We start from the raw sequence: 18,835 nt of genomic DNA, 5'->3' as shown, positions 1-18,835 counted from the left end.
ATGATTGAACGCGGTAAATACCAATCGCTGACCATGGTCAACTGGAACGGCTTCTTTGCCCGTACGTTTGACATCGATGGTCTGGTCACCACGCTATCAGGTGGTAACGGTGCAGGTAAATCAACCACAATGGCGGCGTTCATCACCGCATTGATTCCTGACCAAACGCTGCTGCACTTCCGTAACACGACAGAAGCAGGCAGCAGCCAATCGTCTCGCGATAAAGGTCTATACGGTAAGCTACAACCGGGGGCGTGTTATGCAGCGCTAGACGTGGTGAACTCACGTAACCAACGCCTACTGTTTGCAGTAAAACTGCAGCAAGTTGCGGGTCGTGATAAGAAAGTAGACATCAAACCGTTTGTGATCCAAGGTCTTCCAAGCCATGTGAAACCAACGGATATCTTGGTTGAAAGCGTATCTGCGACTCAAGCTCGTGTACGTCAAATCAACGAAGTAAAAGAATCGATCGCGGAATTTGAAGGCGTTCAGTTCAAAGCGTTCTCTTCTATCGTGGATTACCACGCACAAATGTTTGAATTCGGTGTGATTCCGAAGAAACTGCGTAACTCTGGTGACCGCTCTAAATTCTACCGCCTGATCGAAGCATCGCTTTACGGTGGTATTTCAAGTGCGATTACGCGCTCGCTACGTGACTACCTTCTGCCACAAAACGGCGGCGTGAAGAAAGCGTTCCAAGATATGGAATCGGCGCTGCGTGAAAACCGCATGACGCTAGAAGCGATCAAAACCACGCAAGCAGACCGTGACTTGTTCAAACACTTGATTACAGAGTCGACTAACTACGTGGCGGCGGACTATATGCGCCATGCCAACGAGCGTCGTAAAAAACTAGAACAGACATTGTCTTTGCGTTCAGAGTTATTTGGTTCTCGCGAGACCTTGATTGAGCAAAACAATCTGCTTAACCGCGTTCAAGAAGAGCTGGAACTGCTGATCGAATCAGAATCTTCTTTAGAGCAAGACTACCAAGCGGCTTCGGATCACTTGCAACTGGTGCAAAACGCGCTGCGTCAGCAAGAGAAGATCGAACGCTACCAAGAAGATCTTGAAGAGCTGAGCGAGCGTCTTGAAGAACAAATGATGGTAGTGGAAGAAGCGCAAGAACGCGTGATGATGGCTGAAGAGCAAGCGACCGTTGCAGAAGAAGAGGTGGACAGCCTTAAGACGCAACTTGCTGATTACCAGCAAGCTCTTGACGTTCAGCAAACTCGTGCGCTTCAATACCAACAAGCCGTTCAAGCGCTGGAGAAAGCGAAGCAGCTACTTGGCGATGACAGCCTAACGGCGGAATCAGCACAAGCGTTAGTGGCGGAGCTGAAAAACAAAGAGACAGAAAATACCAATACGTTGTTGTCTGTGAAACATAAGCTCGATATGTCATCAGCTGCGGCAGAGCAGTTTGATACTGCATTGAAGCTTGTACAGAGCATCGTTGGCCCTGTTGAGCGCAAAGAAGCCTCTAAGCGCGCAAAATTGGCAATCGCTAAAGCTCGAGAATTACAGCAAATTGCACAAAACGAACAGCAATGGCGAGCGCAGCATCGCGATCTTGAGCGTAGCCTCAATCAGCAACGTCAAGCGCGTGAACTGGTTGCTGAATACAAAAAGCAATATCACGTCGAGCTAACCGATGAAGTTACGTTTGAACAAGAACGTGAACGTCATGCGATGCAAATCGAATCACTAGAGATAGCTCAAGAAGAAGTTCGTGATCAGCGTGGTGAACAGCGCCGTCTAGAGCAAAACGCGACGGCAGAAATCAGTAAGCTTGAAGCGATAGCGCCAGCTTGGATTGCGGCGAACGATGCACTAGAGAAATTACGTGAGCAGAGCGGGACAGACCTTGAAGATCGTCATGCGGTAATGAACCACATGCAGGTTGTTCTTGAGCAAGAAAGGGCGCTGTCCTTAGCTAAAGATAAGCTTGCTGAGCGCCGTAGCCAGCTAGACGCTGAGATTGAACGTCTTGCTTCTCCTGGTGGTTCAAACGACCCTCGCCTGAAAGGTTTGGCTGATACTTTAGGCGGTGTATTACTGTCTGAGATCTACGATGACATCACGATTGATGATGCGCCTTACTTCAGTGCGATGTACGGTCCGGCTCGTCACGCTATCGTTGTTTCTGACCTGTCAGGTATCGAAGAGAAACTGGTAGAGCTAGACGACTGTCCAGAAGACTTGTACATCATTGAAGGTGACATCGATGCCTTTGATGACAGCTCGTTCGATGCAGAAGAGTTAGAGGGCGCGGTTTGTGTTCGCATGAACGATCGCCAAATGCGTTACTCTCGCTTGCCTGAGATCCCATTGTTTGGTCGTGCGGCACGTGAGCAGCGTTTAGAGTTGCTGCGTAACGAACGAGAAGAAGTGGTAGAGAAGCACGCAAAAGCGGCGTTTGACTCTCAGAAAATGCAGCGTTTGTACCAAGCATTTAACCAATTTGTGTCTAACCACATTCAAGTAGCTTTTGACGCTGATCCAGAACAAGCGCTCGCAACCATTCGTGATAAGCGTAACCAAATCGCTCGCGTGCTGGCGGATCTGGATGCAAAAGAGCAGCAGCAACGCTCTCAGCTTCAAACTAGTAAGCAAGCACTGTCTTCTCTGGACAAGTTATCATCACACATGGTGCTTGTTGAAGATGAATCATTGCAAGCGCGTTTTGATGAGCTAGAAGAGAAAATCGCTCAGCTTGCAGAGGCGAAAAACTTCTTAAACAACCATGCAAAAGCCGTCGCGCAACTAGAAAATATTGCGTCTGCGCTTGATGCTGACCCAGAGCAATTCGATGCACTAGAAGCAGAATACAAAGCAGCAGATGAACAGTTACAAGATCTTAAGAAGCAAATCTTTGCACTCTCGGATCTGGTTGAACGTCGTCACTACTTCGCTTACTCAGACTCGGTTGATCTTCTGAACAAAAGTAGCGAACTGAGTGAGCAGCTAAAAGCGAAGTTGGTTCAAGCTGAACAGACTCGTACTCGTTCTCGTGAAGAGTTGAAGCAAGCACAAGGACAAATGAACCAATACAACCAAGTATTGGCGTCTTTGAAGAGTTCGCATCAAGCTAAGCAAGAAACCGTTCAAGAGTTCAAACAAGAACTTCAAGAGTTTGGTGTTAATGCGGACGAAGGTGCGGAAGAACGTGCAATGCGTCGTCGTGACGAACTGCACGAGCGTCTACACACGTCTCGCAGTCGTAAGAGCGAATACGAGCGTACGATTACCTCTACTGAACTAGAGATGAAAGGCTTGGCAAAACGTCTGAAGAAAGTTCAGAAAGAATACGTTGAGCTGCGTACGTTCGTGGTTGCTGCGAAAGCTGGCTGGTGTTCAGTACTTCGTCTGGCGCGTGAGAACGATGTTGAACGTCGTCTACACAAACGTGAACTGGCGTATATGTCGGCAGATGAATTGCGTTCCATGTCGGATAAATCATTGGGTGCGCTGCGTCTTGCTGTTGCAAACAATGATGACTTGCGTGATGCACTCCGTTTGTCTGAAGACAACGCTCGCCCAGAGCGTAAAGTTCTGTTCTACATTGCTGTTTACCAACACCTTCGTGAGCGTATTCGTCAGGACATCATCCGTACTGATGACCCAGTCGAAGCAATCGAAGAGATGGAAGTAGAGCTAGCGCGTCTAACGGAAGAGCTAACGCAACGTGAAAACCGCCTAGCGATCAGCTCTGAGTCGGTAGCGAGCATCATCAAGAAAACGATTCAGCGTGAGCAAAACCGTATTCGTATGCTGAACCAAGGCTTGTCGAACATCTCGTTCGGTCAGGTCAAGGGCGTACGTCTAAACGTGAAAATTCGTGAAAGTCACGAAGTGTTACTAAACGGTCTAGCGACACAGCAAGAGCTGCATAAAGATCTGTTTGAATCGACTCGCTTTACCTTCTCTGAAGCAATGGCGAAACTGTTCCAACGCGTGAACCCACACATCGATATGGGTCAACGTTCACCGCAAGTTCTAGGTGAAGAGCTACTGGATTACCGTAACTACCTAGAGCTAAGTGTAGAAGTGAACCGTGGTACAGATGGTTGGCTACAGGCCGAGTCTGGCGCGCTATCAACAGGTGAAGCGATCGGTACTGGTCAGTCAATCCTACTGATGGTAGTGCAAAGCTGGGAAGAAGAGTCTCGTCGTCTGCGCAGCAAAGACATTGTGCCTTGTCGTTTGCTCTTCTTGGATGAAGCAGCGCGTCTGGATGCTAAATCGATCGCGACATTGTTCGAATTGTGTGACCGTCTGGATATGCAACTTCTTATTGCGGCACCAGAAAACATCAGCCCAGAGAAAGGGACTACCTACAAGTTGGTGCGTAAGGTGTTTAAAGACCATGAGCACGTACACGTAGTTGGTCTACGTGGTTTTGGTCAAACGGATAAGCCTAAGACCGAAGCGCAAGAGATGATCGAAGAGTTTGAATCGTAAACTCCGAATCTAGCAAAACGCCCGCATTTATTACGGGCGTTTTTGTATTTGTTAGCGGGAGGCTTCAAAGCGTATAAAATAAGCCGAGACTGTAGGACGACAGTCTCGGCTTATTAATAGAACTTAGCGGGGAGGCTAAGTTTTATTCCTCTGAAATATCGTCTCTGATATCGATCATTTCAGCAAGCTCTTCAAGTGCTTGGACAGAAAGCTCAGACAAGCGTTGTAAATGCTGGTCTAAGCTCTCTTGTTCTTCAAGCTCTGGTTCATCGTTATCTGTTTCTTTTGTTAGCATTTCTCAACCTCTCAAGTTGAGTAAGGGGAGACCTCATCATACTCAAAAGTTAAAGGAGAAAAGAAACGATCTATGTTGATTCTGTTAGCTCGATCATTGATTCAAGTTATAGGTGAGATAGGTTTGTTTAATAAGATGAGTAGGTAGACGGTTTTGGAAACGGAAACAAAAAACGCCAGCAATCCGAACAATTACTGGCGAATGATATTGTGATTGGCGATTAGAACTGCGGTTTTACCCCAAACTGCTCTGCTGCGTAGGCGACACGTTCAATCGGCTTTGGATACTCGGCAGGTGTGCCGAGGCTCTCTATGTGTTTCAAACGAGGAAGCAAGCCTGCACCATTAGCGATTTGGATTGCTAAGCCAGGACGAGCGTTGAGCTCTAAAACCATAGGCCCTTCCTCTTTATCTAACACCATATCAGTGCCCATGTATCCCAACCCTGTCATCTCCCACGCACTAGACGCAAGCTCAAGCAAGCGCTCCCAGTGCGGGACTTGGAGGGTAGAAAGGTCTTTGCCGGTATCCGGATGGTGGGTGACTGGATGGTCGAATTGCACCGCTCGGATTGCTTTACCTGTGGCGATATCAATGCCCACGCCCACAGCGCCTTGGTGGAGGTTTGCTTTACCGTCCGACGCCGCCGTAGAACAGCGCATCATTGCCATAACAGGGTAGCCTTTAAATACGATGATTCGAACATCAGGCACGCCTTCATAACTGAAGCCATCGAAACAATCATCAAACTTAATCAGGTTCTCAACGACTGCGACGTCGTTTTTACCACCAAGAGAGAAAAGGCCAGCAAGCGCATTACTGATATGACGTTCAACTTCGTCCTTACCAATTGTAGAGCCGGAAGGTTTGGTATAGACCCCATCTTTATGCGAGGTAATAACCAAAATACCCTTACCACCACTACCTTGAGCGGGCTTGATAACAAAACCAGGCCAATCTTGCACCATTCTATGGATGGTCTTTACTTCTGCTTGGTTATGAATAACGCCGATCAGGGCAGGGACGGTCGCCCCTGCTGCCTGCGCAATAATTTTAGTTTTGAGCTTGTCATCAACTAATGGGTATTTAGAACGATCATTGTAACGGCCGATATAACTGTGGTTACGTTTGTTCATTCCCATAATGCCTTTATGGCGAAGCTTAGCTGGCGAAGTAAAACTTTCGAACATCGTTTAGTCCTCCGCTAGTGGTTTGAAACGACGTAACTCAGTTAGACGGTAACCTGTGTAAGTACCTAGCAATAGAATACCGGCCAGAACAATCAACTGTAGACCAATGAAATTAAAGGTTAGGTGCTGAATGTATGAGTTCGTCATCGCTAAGTAAACCAATACTGCGGTGAGCAGTGAGCCCCCACCTTGCAGAGCGACTTCTTTCGCGCCTTCTTCTTCCCATAGGATAGACATACGTTCAATTGTCCAAGACAAGATGATCATCGGGAAGAACGTAATTGTTAAGCCTTCCGTTAAGCCCATCTTAAATGCGACTACTGTGAACACCGAAATGATCATAATAACGGTAATAATGACCGCTGATATCCGTGCTACAAGTAGTAAGTTCAACCTCGATAAGTAACTTCTAATAATCAAGCCTGTGCCAACGATCAGTAAGAAACCGACAATACCCGTTAATAGCTGGGTTTGAACAAACGCAACAGCAATCAGTACTGGCATGAAAGTGCCGGATGTTTTCAGACCGATAATCACACGCAAGAACACCACGATCAGGGCACCGATAGGGATCAGCATGATGGTCTTAAACATCGCTTGTTCTTCAAGAGGCAAGCTATGAATTGAAATATTCAGCAGCCCATCAGCTTCTATCTTGTTGTTCGTCGCTTGCTGTGGAGTCATGTCTTGCTTGATCATTGAGAAATGAACTTGGCTATTTTTACCACCAACAAGATCAAGCAGGGATACATTCGACTCATCCCAAACTAATAAGTTTGGTTTCACGGCTTTCTGTTCGGAATTTGGTGAGAACAGTACCCAATCTTTACCTGACCAAACCTGAACCATTGGTTGAATGGTTTGGCGTCGACGGCCATCTTCTAGTTCGATAACACCGACGGTTTTGCTCTGTATACCTGCGGTAAGCAAAATATTATGTAGTGCATCAGTACGGCTGAAGTCATTCAGTAGTAGCGATGAGTTTTGACTGTCTGGGTCATTAAGCGCTTTGATGAGCTCACGAGTAAAGGTCACATTGTCGGCAGAACGACTCATCGCACGCTCAACAAGGGCATTTGCCGCCGCAGCTTGTGGCGCTGATAGAGTTGGTGGCGTAATGTCTTCAGTTGGTGGTAGAGGCGTAACTTTAGCTTGAGGGTCCACTAAGAACTGCGCTTTGTAGTAAATGGTTTGAGGACCTTTGGCCTGACGAATTGACCACTCGGCACGACGTCCAGAATCAGAATTAATGTAGGAAACGCCATAACCAGAAGAGGAAGCGGATTCACCGATAAGCGTATAACCACTTTGTGTATGAGGTGCTGCGAGTGAAGCTTTGACTTCATTGCCGTTAGCATTGAACTCAATACGTGCTTCTACATCCCATACCTGACGAGTTTCGCCTGGTGTCCAAGGCACGCCGTAGTTTTCATGTCTGAAAACACTCAAAGCAATGCCCGCAATCACCAATAAGATGATTGAAAGGTAAAACGGTATTTTTGACGTCATAATCTACCTTATTATTTTTTATCTTCGTCCGTTTGGATATAGGTACGACTTACATCGACAAGTGCGATGTCGCGCATAAATTCTCTACCCAGTAAAATAGGATGGTTCATATGCGAGCGATCTGCCAACGTAAATTGCGCTTTTTCATGAATTTTTCCAACGCGCACCCAAAGTTCGACTACAGCGCGACGTTCTAGTTCTTCACTGGTAACTTGGCGAATTTTTACGTAACGAATGACTGGCGCTTCGATCCAAGTATTTTTTTCTTCTTCAGATTTACTGGTATCTGCCAGGTGGAATCGAACCCAGTTTTTGCCGTTTCTTTCGAACTCTTCAATATCAACTGCATTTAAAGATGAGGTTGCGGCACCGGTGTCGACACGTGCATCAAAAGTCTGCTTAATGGAGTCGATAGTGACCTTTTCAATTGAGCCAAGGACAATATCATGAGTTGGTGTTGGTTCCACAGGAGCAGGAGATTGGACAATAATCGGCTCTTTTGGCTTTTTCACTTCTGCCATTGCTTCATCGCGAAATGTCAGAAGTTCAACCTGTAGTTTATCGACTTGTTCTTCAAGGCTGTCGATATAGTCCGATTGGTTGCTGAGCTGAAGCTCTAAGTTAGTAATGCGATTATTGACATTCGCTTCTGAAGTTTGAATAGCCGCTAACGTTTCTTGGTGGTACTGTTCGCCTTTGGTTAGTGAGCATCCAGATAGTAAGGCGATGGCAACAATCGGGGTCAATCGTAATAACATTGAAAACCTTGGGATTGGATTAAGTTGTTTATTTTTTAGGAGTTTAGCTCATATCGATAAAGCCTCACAAGTAAGAATGTTTCTCTATTACTTATTGTTTGAGGAATAGTGATGAAAAGCTAAAAATCAAGGACATAAAAGCGCATCCTTATTTAGAGCGTGCTTATGTTTTGATGTAACAAATGGACTCGAAAAACAAACACGCTCAGTACGAGGAAAGAGGGTAATGTCTTAACTCGTAAAATGAGTTAAGACAATGTCAGGAATCTCAGCGAATTATGGTTTGCGAGCGACAAGAACCGCGCGGCGAGGGGCAGGGTAACCTTCTACAGTCTTGCTTGGGTTGTTCGGATCTAGATAGTCTGGTAGAGAGTTATGCGTCATCCAATCTGTGGTACGTTGTTCATCAACTGAAGTGACGTTTTCATCAACGATGCGCACATCTTCAAATCCTACCAACTCTAACCACACTTTCAGCGCTTTTGCTGAAGGGAAGAAATAGACATTACGCATTTGTGCGTAACGAGAAGTTGGAACCAACACTGCATTCTCATCACCTTCAATCACGAGTGTTTCCAATACTAGTTCACCACCAGACACTAATTGATCTTTTAGCTGCACCAAGTGATCCAGTGGAGAGCGACGGTGGTAAAGTACGCCCATGCTGAATACCGTGTCGAACGCTTCTAACTTAGGTAGTTGTTCAATACCCAACGGCAGTAGGTGCGCACGTTGGTCATCGCCCATTAGTTTACGAATTGCTTCGAACTGAATTAGGAACAGGTGAGATGGATCGATACCGACGGTTAAGCGTGCACCTTCACCCAGCATGCGCCACATGTGGTAGCCGTTACCACAACCAACATCGAGTACGCTGCGGTTCTTTAATGGAGAAATATGCGGAAGCACACGGTCCCATTTCCAGTCACTGCGCCACTCAGTATCAATATGAATGCCGTGTACGTGGTATGGCCCTTTGCGCCATGGGTGGAATGTACGAAGTAAGTTCTCTAATTTCTTCAGCTCACCTTCATGGAAAGGAGTGTCGTTGCTGATGGTCACTGAATTCTTGATGTCAATTTGATCCGGTGAGCCTTCTGGAATCTTGTTCAGTGCTTTCAACCAGCGACCAAAGTCACCGTGCTCTGCATTTTGCCAATCCGTTAGCTGTTGTGGTAGCACATTGAGCCAAGGTTGAAGACGTGTGTCTTGGGCAATCAATTGGTAGAAGTTTGCAAAGTTAAACATAGTTAGTTAATCGCTGAGTTGATGGTATTAAAATTATTAAATAACAGCCTAAAGTGGCGTGATTCAGGGCCTTTGTATGCACGGTTTATTTAATTGCGAACATAGAGCCAAAGTTAAAGCATTGGAACCAAACATCGTAGCTAGAAAAGCCAATTTTAGCGAAACGCTCTTTATGCTCTTTCTTTGAATCTGGGCGCATTACGTTTTCTATCGCGCTGCGCTTTTGGCTGATTTCTAGTTCGCTATAACCATTTGCACGTTTAAAGTCGTGGTGAAGGTCAATTAATAGCTCGTTTGACACTTCATCTTCGAAGACGAATTTCTCCGACAAAATCAAAATTCCGCCTGGACGTAGACCTGCGTAGATTCGTTCAAGCAGGGCGTAACGATCGTCTGGAGAAAGAAATTGCAGAGTAAAGTTCAGTACGACAACTGATGCGTTTTCAATATCGATATTACGAATATCCGCTTCAACCACATCTACAGGAGTATCGCTTCGGTACGCGTTGACGTGAAGTTTACAACGCTCAACCATCGCAGGAGAGTTGTCCACTGCGATGATTTGGCAACCTTCTTGTTTGATATGGCGACGCATAGACAATGTTGCAGCACCCAAAGAACAGCCAAGGTCATAGATGTTTGAGTGGGGCTTTACAAAACGCTCTGCCAGCATACCGATTGCAGAAATAATATTGCTGTAACCCGGTACCGATCGTTGAATCATGTCAGGAAATACTTCCGCTACGCGTTCATCGAACGTGAAATCCCCAATTTTATCGATTGGAGCCGAAAAAATAGTATCTGGATTGCTCTTAGGGTTCATAACCAAGTCTCTGCATACAAGCTGCCTGAAAACGTCAGGCACCAAAAAAGGCGCGTATTTTATGGGAATTTCACGCCTCTGTCATGTGTTGCGTTAGAACATCTGCAACTGCGAGTTGCCATCGTTAGCCGGGAAAGATGCCAAGTCAGGAAGTGTTATACGCTTTTGTATGTCTTTATACAGATTGGCTGCCAACTCCGGCGCAATTATATTGTCCGCAGTATGGATCATGACATACGGCTGTTTACCTTCTGCAATCCATTGCGGCAACTTGCTGAGCCATGGTGTAAAAAACTCGTAATTTTGCTGTTCTTCTGGATGACCAATAAAGCGAATCAAAGGGTGTGAAGCGGTAGCAATGGCGTGGACTGGTACTCTTGGTTTTTTCATTTGCGCATCAATGATCGCTTCATTGTCTGGCTTAGCGGCAAAGACAGGGCGGCTATCCATAATAATGCGGTCAATGTTATTTTCTACTAACCATTGGTTAAGCGCTCGCTCTTCTTCACCTTTGGAGAAAAATGCCATATGACGAACCTCAACACCAAGAGGGAAGTTAGGTGGAAAGCTCGCACAGAATTTTTTCAGTCGATCAAGGTGCTCAGGACCAAATGCGGCTGGCAATTGAATTGTCCATTGCCCCACACGGTCATGCAACGGCTCCATGACTTTCATGAAGTCTCTCAGTTGTTCGCTGCAACCTCTTAGCATTTGCTCATGAGTGATGGCTTTAGGAAGTTTGAAAGTAAAGCGAAAATCATCGTGGGTTGCGGCTCTCCAGTTTTGCACTGTATTGAGCGTCGGTGTGGCATAAAATGTCGTGTTGCCTTCCACGGTATGAAACACTTGCGCATACCTTTCTAAACGTTCAGCGGGCTTTGTCCCGCTGCCGTAAAAACTTTGTTGCCATTGATTGTGCGACCACATCGTCAATCCAAGTCGAAGAGGTAAGTTATCCATTATTCTTTACTGCTTGCTACTCGTGTGAATACTTTACGAGAGTTTTGCTGAAATAGGTAATTTCACGCTATAATCCCCACCAATTTTTTCGCTTTGGTGCGCTTTTGAACATTTGTTGTACTAAAAAGCACCAGTGAATGATAAAACACACTTAATTGTATGTTGAGTAGTCGATTTTCGTGGACATTCAGCGTATAACTGAATCTTTACTCTGCTTGGCAATGAGGCTGACAGAGCGTAGTTAACAACATTTGAGAGATTGGGAATTTCATTATGCGTACCCATTACTGTGGTCACCTGAACAAGTCCCTTGCAGGACAAACTGTAGAACTTTGCGGCTGGGTTAACCGTCGTCGTGATTTAGGCGGTCTTATTTTTATTGATATGCGAGATCGCGAAGGTATCGTTCAGGTAGTTGTTGATCCAGATATGGCGGAAGCGTATGAAGTGGCTAACACACTTCGTAATGAATTCTGTATCAAACTAACGGGTGAAGTACGCGTTCGTCCAGAAAGCCAAGCAAACAAAGACATGGCAACAGGTGAAGTTGAGATCCTTGCGACAGGTCTTGAAATCATCAACCGCAGTGACGTTTTGCCTCTAGACTTCAACCAAAAGAACTCTGAAGAGCAACGTTTGAAGTACCGTTACTTAGACCTTCGTCGTCCAGAAATGAGTGACCGCATCAAGCTACGTGCTAAAGCATCTAGCTTTGTTCGTCGTTTCCTAGATGACAACGGCTTCCTAGATATCGAAACACCAGTACTGACGAAAGCGACACCAGAAGGCGCGCGTGACTACCTAGTACCTAGCCGTGTTCACAAAGGCAGCTTTTACGCGCTTCCTCAGTCTCCACAGCTATTCAAACAGCTTCTAATGATGTCTGGTTTTGACCGTTACTACCAAATAGTTAAGTGTTTCCGTGATGAAGACTTACGCGCTGACCGTCAACCAGAATTCACTCAAATCGATATCGAAACGTCATTCATGACGGCTGAGCAAGTACGTGAAGTGACAGAAAACATGGTTCGCGATATGTGGCAAGAGCTACTAAACGTAGACCTAGGTCAGTTCCCAGTAATGCCATTCAGCGAAGCGATTCGCCGTTTCGGTTCTGACAAGCCAGACCTACGTAACCCACTAGAGCTAGTAGACGTTGCTGACCTAGTGAAAGACGTTGAGTTCAAAGTATTCTCTGGCCCAGCAAACGACGAGAAAGGCCGCGTTGCCGTTATTCGCGTTCCAGGTGGTGCATCTTTGACTCGTAAGCAAATTGATGGCTACGGTGAATTCGTTGGTATCTACGGTGCGAAAGGTCTAGCTTGGATGAAGGTTAACGACCGTGCTGCAGGCATGGAAGGTATCCAATCTCCAGTAGCTAAATTCCTAAACGAAGACGTGATCAACGGCATCCTAGATCGCACTCAAGCGGAATCTGGCGATATCATCCTATTTGGCGCTGATAAAGCGGGCATCGTTGCAGAAGCTATGGGCGCACTGCGTCTGAAGCTAGGTAAAGATCTAGAGCTAACTGACGAATCAGCATGGGCTCCACTATGGGTTGTTGACTTCCCAATGTTCGAAGAAGATGACGAAGGCAACCTACACGCGATGCACCACCCATTCACGTCACCTCTAGGTGTGACTGCGGAAGAGTTAAAAGCGAACCCAGCTGCGGCAAACTCTAACGCTTATGATATGGTTCTAAATGGTTACGAAGTTGGCGGCGGTTCTGTTCGTATCCACAACGCAGATATGCAAGAAGCCGTATTTGATATTCTAGGCATCACACCTGAAGAGCAACAGCTTAAGTTCGGCTTCCTGCTTGATGCACTGAAATTCGGTACGCCTCCACACGCTGGTCTTGCATTCGGTCTTGACCGTCTAGTGATGCTGCTATGTGGTACTGAGAACATCCGTGATGTTATTGCATTCCCGAAAACAACAGCAGCGGCGTGTCTACTAACAGACGCACCAAGCATTGCGAACCCAGCAGCGCTAGAAGAGCTAGCAATCGCAGTGACTGCAGCGAAAGAAAAAGACGCAGAATAAGCGCACAACATTTGAAGAAAACTCCCGCAACTGCGGGAGTTTTTGTTTAAATAAACCCAAGAAACTTCCAAAGCAATTTCCCAAGCAACGCTTTTTAGCTCATGTTTGCTATTAAGCGTCAAAATACATTAAAAGGTGAATTATGGCAGGTCATAGTAAATGGGCGAATATTCGTCACCGTAAAGCAGCGCAAGATGCGAAGCGCGGCAAAATCTTTACCAAATTAATCCGTGAAATCGTTGTTGCGGCAAAAGAGGGAGGCGGTGAGCCAGAAAATAACCCACGTTTGCGAGCTGCAATTGATAAAGCGTTGTCTAACAACATGACGCGTGACACTGTCAACCGCGCTGTCAGCCGAGGTGCTGGTGGTGAAGGCGATGACAATATGGAAACCGTAATCTATGAAGGTTATGGCCCGGGTGGCACTGCGGTCATGGTCGAATGTATGACGGATAACCGAAATCGCACAGTATCTGGCGTACGCCATGCGTTCTCGAAGTCAGGAGGCAATCTGGGTACGGATGGTAGTGTAAACTATCTTTTCGACAAGAAAGGCGTGATCTCATACGCCCCAGGTTTAGATGAAGATGCGGTGATGGAAGTGGCGTTAGAAAGTGGCGCTGATGACATCGAAACATCAGAAGATGGCTCGATTGATGTTTACACCGCGCCAAGCGATTTTGGACTCGTAAAAGATGCCCTTGATGCTGCAGGTTTTGAGGCGGAGAACGCCGAAGTGTCGCTTATCCCTTCAACGAAAGCAGAACTGGATGTGGGCACTGCGCCAAAACTGCTTCGTTTGATTGACGCTTTAGAAGATCTGGACGATGTTCAGGAGGTTTATCACAACGGTGACATCTCTGACGACGTTGCAGCCTCTCTACAGTAAACTCAATGTGCAGTGAGCGGTATTCGCTCCGAAATTAGAAAGTAATAATAAGAAATTGAGGCCGCATTCGGCCTCATTTTTAGGAACATTCATGTCAATTATTTTGGGCATTGACCCAGGTTCACGCATTACCGGTTATGGGGTCATTCGTCAAAATGGACGCCATTTGCAATACCTTGGTAGTGGCTGTATTCGTACTTCAGAAAAAGAACTTCCGGGCCGTCTTAAGCAGATTTACGCTGGCGTCACGGAAATCATTACTCAGTTTCAACCGGACGTATTTGCGATTGAACAAGTGTTTATGGCTAAAAATGCGGATTCAGCATTAAAGCTTGGCCAGGCTCGTGGCAGCGCAATTGTTGCTGCGGTGAATGCAGAGTTGCCGGTATACGAATACGCCGCGCGTCTTATTAAGCAAGCTGTAGTCGGTACTGGTGGTGCGGACAAAGCACAAGTTCAGCATATGGTTCAGCAGATGCTTAAACTGCCCGCCAAGCCTCAAGCAGATGCAGCCGATGCTTTAGGTGTGGCGATTTGTCATGCCAATACGAACAAAACCCTTGTTGCCTTAGCGGGCAAAGCAACCAGTGCCAGAAAAGGGCGCTACCGATAAAATTAACTGGATGTCTATCCAGTTCTTTATTATCCTGTCGCAAATTCATTTCCAAAGAGTATTTATAGTGATTGGACGTCTTCGTGGCACACTGATTGAAAAACAACCACCTGAAGTATTAATTGAAGTTAATGGCATTGGTTATGAAGTCCAGATGCCAATGAGCTGTTTTTACGAGCTGCCAAATGTTGGCGAAGAAGCCATTATTTATACTCACTTTGTCGTCCGTGAAGATGCACAATTGCTATACGGTTTCAACACAGTAAAAGAACGCGCACTTTTCCGTGAAGTGATCAAAGCCAATGGCGTTGGTCCTAAACTCGGTCTTGGTATTCTCTCTGGTATGACAGCAACGCAATTTGTTACTTGTGTGGAACATGAAGACGTTTCTACGCTGGTTAAGCTTCCAGGCGTTGGCAAGAAAACCGCAGAGCGATTGGTTGTTGAAATGAAAGACCGCTTGAAAGGGTGGGGCGCTGGCGATCTATTTACACCATTTACGGATGCTGCTCCTGCGGATTCTGGTGCGACATCCAACAACGCGGAAGAAGAGGCAATTAGCGCGCTTCTAGCTTTGGGTTACAAGCCGACTCAAGCGTCGAAAGTGGTGTCTCAGATCGCTAAACCGGACATGAGCAGTGAGCAAATGATCCGTGAAGCTCTAAAATCAATGGTGTAACGCTGGTTTCACAGTGAGCATTTGTTCAAGATAACTCATTCTCTAAGGTTAATGCCAATCGCTTAACGATGTTTTTTGTGTCATTCCAGCGAGCCTAGCGAGACTGGGAATCTAATAGCAGCATGCTGAGCGGTTAATGAAACAATTTTGACCATAAAGTGCTCGGATAGAAGATCCTGTATCACGCTCCTTCGTCGCTGTACAGGATGACGAGATACAGAAATATGCCACTTGCTGTTAAACGAGCGGCATTATTCTCTCAGGTAACCATTTTTCAAGGTAAAAAGATGATTGAAGCCGATCGTTTAATCGCTCCAGAAAACCCAGCCTTTCGTGATGAAGATGTCATTGATCGTGCTATTCGACCAAAGAAGTTGGCGGATTACCAAGGTCAGGACCACGTTCGTGACCAAATGGAGATCTTCATCAAAGCTGCTCAGTTACGTAGTGAAGCTCTTGATCACCTGTTAATTTTTGGCCCTCCGGGTTTGGGTAAAACCACGCTAGCAAATATTGTCGCCAACGAGATGGAAGTAAACATCCGTACTACTTCAGGGCCAGTTCTTGAAAAAGCAGGCGATTTAGCCGCGTTACTAACCAACCTAGAAGAAAATGACGTTCTATTTATTGACGAAATTCACCGCTTAAGCCCGATGGTTGAAGAGGTTCTGTATCCGGCGATGGAAGATTATCAACTGGATATTATGATCGGTGAAGGTCCGGCCGCTCGTTCTATTAAGATCGATTTGCCGCCGTTTACTTTGATTGGTGCAACGACCCGAGCAGGCTCTTTAACGTCACCATTACGCGACCGTTTTGGTATTACTCAGCGTCTTGAGTTTTATAAGATAAAAGACCTCCAAGATATTGTGCAGCGCAGCGCGGATTGTTTAGGTTTGTCAATGGAACCTGAAGGTGCATTGGAAGTGGCAAGACGTGCACGTGGCACACCACGTATTGCTAACCGCCTACTACGTCGTGTTCGCGATTATGCGGAAGTGAAAGGAAATGGTCACATTTGTGCAGAGGTTGCCGACAAAGCGCTGAATATGCTTGATGTGGACGCCGAAGGTTTCGATTATATGGACCGCAAACTACTACTCGCAATTATGGAGAAATTTGGTGGTGGTCCGGTCGGACTCGATAACATGGCGGCAGCGATAGGTGAAGAAAAGGATACTATCGAAGACGTTCTTGAGCCTTATCTTATTCAACAAGGTTATTTACAACGCACTCCACGTGGAAGAATCGCGACAGATCGTGCGTATTTGCATTTCGGAATTGAAAAATAAGATTCCCGCGCTGGGCCTTTGCTGCCCAGCGCTTCATTAAAGTTGACCAAACTCACATTTTTTGAATTTCTTCTCATACCAGTTTAGTAAGTAAAAAGCATTGATTGTTAACTCTATGTTTGCTCGCAACTGGTTAATTTCTCTCCTGATTACTCTCTCTTAACATCCGTATCTAATACTGGTTGATCTGGATCAATGTGATGGATTTTTGTGCAAATTCCGCGCATAAACATTGATGTATATCAAAGCGCATTCCGGCTATAAACCTTTTGAAACAATCTGTTTTTACAAGTAATATTAGCCCTAGCTATATTAGCTGATGCTTAACAATTAACTAACCAATGAAGCACATTTTTGCAACAATGAGTTGTGATAATTCAACATTTTTCAAGTGTAAATAACACTTGAATATGGATTGCAATATGTAGAGAGTGTCATTCAGCCGACACATAGGAGTTACCATGATTGACGTAGTTGATCTATCGCGGTTGCAGTTTGCACTGACAGCGATGTATCACTTCCTATTCGTACCATTGACCCTTGGTATGGCCTTCCTTCTGGCCATTATGGAATCGATGTACGTAATGACGAACAAGCAAATCTACAAGGACATGACCAAGTTCTGGGGTAAGCTATTCGGTATTAACTTTGCACTTGGTGTGGCGACAGGCCTTACCATGGAATTCCAGTTTGGTACGAACTGGTCTTACTACTCCCACTATGTAGGTGACATCTTCGGTGCGCCGCTAGCGATCGAAGCCCTTGTCGCATTCTTCCTGGAGTCAACTTTTGTTGGTCTATTCTTCTTCGGGTGGGATCGTCTATCTAAACGTCAACACTTAGCGGTTACTTGGCTTGTGGCGCTGGGCTCTAACTTCTCTGCACTTTGGATTCTTATCGCAAACGGCTGGATGCAAAACCCAGTAGGCGCGGACTTCAACTTCGAAACCATGCGAATGGAAATGGTAAGCTTCTCTGAAGTTGTACTAAACCCAGTTGCTCAGGTTAAGTTCGTGCATACGGTTGCTTCTGGCTACACTTGTGGCGCAATGTTTATTCTAGGCATCAGTTCATACTACCTATTAAAAGGTCGTGACATTGCGTTTGCTCGTCGTTCATTTGCTATCGCTGCTTCTTTCGGTATTGCGGCTATCTTATCTACCATCGTTCTTGGCGATGAATCTGGCTACGAGCTTGGTGAAGTTCAAAAAGTGAAGCTTGCTGCAATTGAAGCAGAGTGGCACACAGAACCAGCTCCAGCAGCGTTTACGTTGTTTGGTGTTCCTAACCAAGAAACCATGCACACCGATTACGCAATCAAGATCCCTTACGTAATGGGTATCATCGCGACACGTTCTTTTGATGAGCAAGTAACAGGTCTTCGTGACCTACGTGATGAGCACGTCGATCGTATTCGTGACGGTATGTACGCTTATGAACTTCTCGAGAAGCTTCGTGCGGGCGACAAGTCAGAAGAAAACATGACTGCGTTTGATGAAGTGAAGGGTGACCTAGGTTACGGTCTACTTCTAAAACGCTACACAGACAATGTTGTTGATGCGACAGAAGAGCAAATCCAAGCTGCTGCGGATGACTCAATCCCAACAGTATGGCCGCTATTCTGGTCATTCCGTATCATGGTTGCTTGTGGTTTCATCATGCTATTCGTTTTCGGTGCGGCATTTATTCAAACGTGTCGTCAGAAGATCGAACAGAAACAATGGATTCTTAAAGCTGCACTATTCAGCATCCCACTACCGTGGATTGCGATTGAAGCGGGTTGGTTCGTCGCTGAGTACGGTCGTCAGCCATGGGCTGTTGGTGAAATTTTACCAGTGCACGTTGCAGCTTCTGCATTAACTGCTGGCGAAATCTGGACTTCACTATTCGCAATTCTGGCGCTATACACGGTATTCCTGGTTGCAGAAGTTTACCTAATGTTGAAATTCGCTCGTAAAGGCCCAAGTAGCCTGAAAACGGGTCGCTACCACTTCGAGCAAAATGCTGACTCTGTTGAAGACAAAGTTAGTCGCCAAGTAGAAGCGTAAGGTAAGGAGATAACAA

Annotated in this window: 14 protein-coding genes; 7 read left to right on the top strand and 7 right to left on the bottom strand. The window is 46.0% G+C overall.

Translation table 11 applies throughout. The features are described 5' to 3' along the window. Nucleotides 1-4,464, top strand: a complete 4,464-nt coding sequence (gene mukB, locus F7Y48_RS02355) for a chromosome partition protein MukB (RefSeq protein ID WP_316681812.1) — start codon at nt 1-3, stop codon at nt 4,462-4,464. Between the two features lie 142 nt (nt 4,465-4,606). Here the strand turns inward: mukB and F7Y48_RS02350 are convergent, their stop codons facing one another. The 7 genes from F7Y48_RS02350 to F7Y48_RS02320 all read right to left on the bottom strand — a co-directional run bounded on the left by F7Y48_RS02350 (nt 4,607) and on the right by F7Y48_RS02320 (nt 11,246). Next, nucleotides 4,607-4,759 (bottom strand): hypothetical protein, encoded by a 153-nt coding sequence (locus tag F7Y48_RS02350; protein ID WP_005390736.1) that lies wholly within the window; start codon nt 4,757-4,759, stop codon nt 4,607-4,609. A gap of 220 nt (nt 4,760-4,979) precedes the next feature. After that, the gene (locus F7Y48_RS02345; protein ID WP_006742116.1) at nt 4,980-5,948 is read right to left on the bottom strand and encodes an alpha-L-glutamate ligase-like protein; all 969 of its coding nucleotides are present in this window, start codon (nt 5,946-5,948) and stop codon (nt 4,980-4,982) included. A gap of 3 nt (nt 5,949-5,951) precedes the next feature. Continuing rightward, entirely contained in the window at nt 5,952-7,457 is a 1,506-nt protein-coding gene (locus F7Y48_RS02340; RefSeq protein ID WP_316680637.1) for an inactive transglutaminase family protein, read from the bottom strand. Between the two features lie 11 nt (nt 7,458-7,468). Next, nucleotides 7,469-8,215 (bottom strand): ATP-dependent zinc protease, encoded by a 747-nt coding sequence (locus tag F7Y48_RS02335; protein WP_012841986.1) that lies wholly within the window; start codon nt 8,213-8,215, stop codon nt 7,469-7,471. Nucleotides 8,216-8,491: 276 nt separating this feature from the next. Beyond that, nucleotides 8,492-9,463 carry a tRNA 5-methoxyuridine(34)/uridine 5-oxyacetic acid(34) synthase CmoB gene (cmoB, locus tag F7Y48_RS02330; RefSeq protein ID WP_109168520.1) on the bottom strand — a complete coding sequence of 324 codons (972 nt, stop codon included), beginning with the start codon at nt 9,461-9,463 and terminating at the stop codon, nt 8,492-8,494. Between the two features lie 85 nt (nt 9,464-9,548). Beyond that, nucleotides 9,549-10,286 carry a carboxy-S-adenosyl-L-methionine synthase CmoA gene (gene cmoA, locus F7Y48_RS02325; protein ID WP_012841984.1) on the bottom strand — a complete coding sequence of 246 codons (738 nt, stop codon included), beginning with the start codon at nt 10,284-10,286 and terminating at the stop codon, nt 9,549-9,551. Nucleotides 10,287-10,379: 93 nt separating this feature from the next. After that, nucleotides 10,380-11,246, bottom strand: coding sequence for a DUF72 domain-containing protein (locus F7Y48_RS02320; RefSeq protein WP_203342251.1), 867 nt, complete (start codon nt 11,244-11,246; stop codon nt 10,380-10,382). A gap of 273 nt (nt 11,247-11,519) precedes the next feature. Between F7Y48_RS02320 and aspS the strand changes: the two genes are divergently transcribed. The 6 genes from aspS to cydA all read left to right on the top strand — a co-directional run bounded on the left by aspS (nt 11,520) and on the right by cydA (nt 18,819). Further along, nucleotides 11,520-13,298: an aspartate--tRNA ligase gene (gene aspS / locus F7Y48_RS02315; RefSeq protein WP_316680631.1), complete on the top strand. Its 1,779-nt coding sequence runs from the start codon at nt 11,520-11,522 to the stop codon at nt 13,296-13,298. A 142-nt stretch (nt 13,299-13,440) separates the two neighbouring features. Beyond that, a complete protein-coding gene (locus F7Y48_RS02310; protein ID WP_316680629.1) occupies nt 13,441-14,187 on the top strand; it encodes a YebC/PmpR family DNA-binding transcriptional regulator in 747 nt (248 codons plus the stop codon). A 91-nt stretch (nt 14,188-14,278) separates the two neighbouring features. After that, nucleotides 14,279-14,800: a crossover junction endodeoxyribonuclease RuvC gene (gene ruvC, locus F7Y48_RS02305; protein WP_012841980.1), complete on the top strand. Its 522-nt coding sequence runs from the start codon at nt 14,279-14,281 to the stop codon at nt 14,798-14,800. A 67-nt stretch (nt 14,801-14,867) separates the two neighbouring features. Then, nucleotides 14,868-15,479 (top strand): Holliday junction branch migration protein RuvA, encoded by a 612-nt coding sequence (gene ruvA, locus F7Y48_RS02300; protein ID WP_012841979.1) that lies wholly within the window; start codon nt 14,868-14,870, stop codon nt 15,477-15,479. A gap of 287 nt (nt 15,480-15,766) precedes the next feature. Continuing rightward, nucleotides 15,767-16,771 (top strand): Holliday junction branch migration DNA helicase RuvB, encoded by a 1,005-nt coding sequence (gene ruvB, locus F7Y48_RS02295; protein WP_031780162.1) that lies wholly within the window; start codon nt 15,767-15,769, stop codon nt 16,769-16,771. A gap of 461 nt (nt 16,772-17,232) precedes the next feature. Then, entirely contained in the window at nt 17,233-18,819 is a 1,587-nt protein-coding gene (cydA, locus tag F7Y48_RS02290) for a cytochrome ubiquinol oxidase subunit I (protein ID WP_012841977.1), read from the top strand. Nucleotides 18,820-18,835: the final 16 nt, after the last annotated feature.

This window comes from Vibrio sp. 2-1-2a, assembly GCF_032648565.1.
GTDB classification, from domain to species: domain Bacteria; phylum Pseudomonadota; class Gammaproteobacteria; order Enterobacterales; family Vibrionaceae; genus Vibrio; species Vibrio diabolicus.
Note: the sequence above shows the minus strand (reverse complement) of the source record. Positions and strands in the feature narration are given on the sequence as shown.

Coding starts and splice junctions, on each gene's coding strand:
- aspS (WP_316680631.1), top strand. CDS start 11,520: ATGCGTACCCATTACTGTGGTCACCTGAACAAGTCCCTTGCAGGACAA.
- cmoB (WP_109168520.1), bottom strand. CDS start 9,463: ATGTTTAACTTTGCAAACTTCTACCAATTGATTGCCCAAGACACACGT.
- F7Y48_RS02340 (WP_316680637.1), bottom strand. CDS start 7,457: ATGACGTCAAAAATACCGTTTTACCTTTCAATCATCTTATTGGTGATT.
- F7Y48_RS02350 (WP_005390736.1), bottom strand. CDS start 4,759: ATGCTAACAAAAGAAACAGATAACGATGAACCAGAGCTTGAAGAACAA.
- mukB (WP_316681812.1), top strand. CDS start 1: ATGATTGAACGCGGTAAATACCAATCGCTGACCATGGTCAACTGGAAC.
- ruvB (WP_031780162.1), top strand. CDS start 15,767: ATGATTGAAGCCGATCGTTTAATCGCTCCAGAAAACCCAGCCTTTCGT.
- F7Y48_RS02345 (WP_006742116.1), bottom strand. CDS start 5,948: ATGTTCGAAAGTTTTACTTCGCCAGCTAAGCTTCGCCATAAAGGCATT.
- cydA (WP_012841977.1), top strand. CDS start 17,233: ATGATTGACGTAGTTGATCTATCGCGGTTGCAGTTTGCACTGACAGCG.
- F7Y48_RS02335 (WP_012841986.1), bottom strand. CDS start 8,215: ATGTTATTACGATTGACCCCGATTGTTGCCATCGCCTTACTATCTGGA.
- F7Y48_RS02310 (WP_316680629.1), top strand. CDS start 13,441: ATGGCAGGTCATAGTAAATGGGCGAATATTCGTCACCGTAAAGCAGCG.
- ruvC (WP_012841980.1), top strand. CDS start 14,279: ATGTCAATTATTTTGGGCATTGACCCAGGTTCACGCATTACCGGTTAT.
- F7Y48_RS02320 (WP_203342251.1), bottom strand. CDS start 11,246: ATGGATAACTTACCTCTTCGACTTGGATTGACGATGTGGTCGCACAAT.
- cmoA (WP_012841984.1), bottom strand. CDS start 10,286: ATGAACCCTAAGAGCAATCCAGATACTATTTTTTCGGCTCCAATCGAT.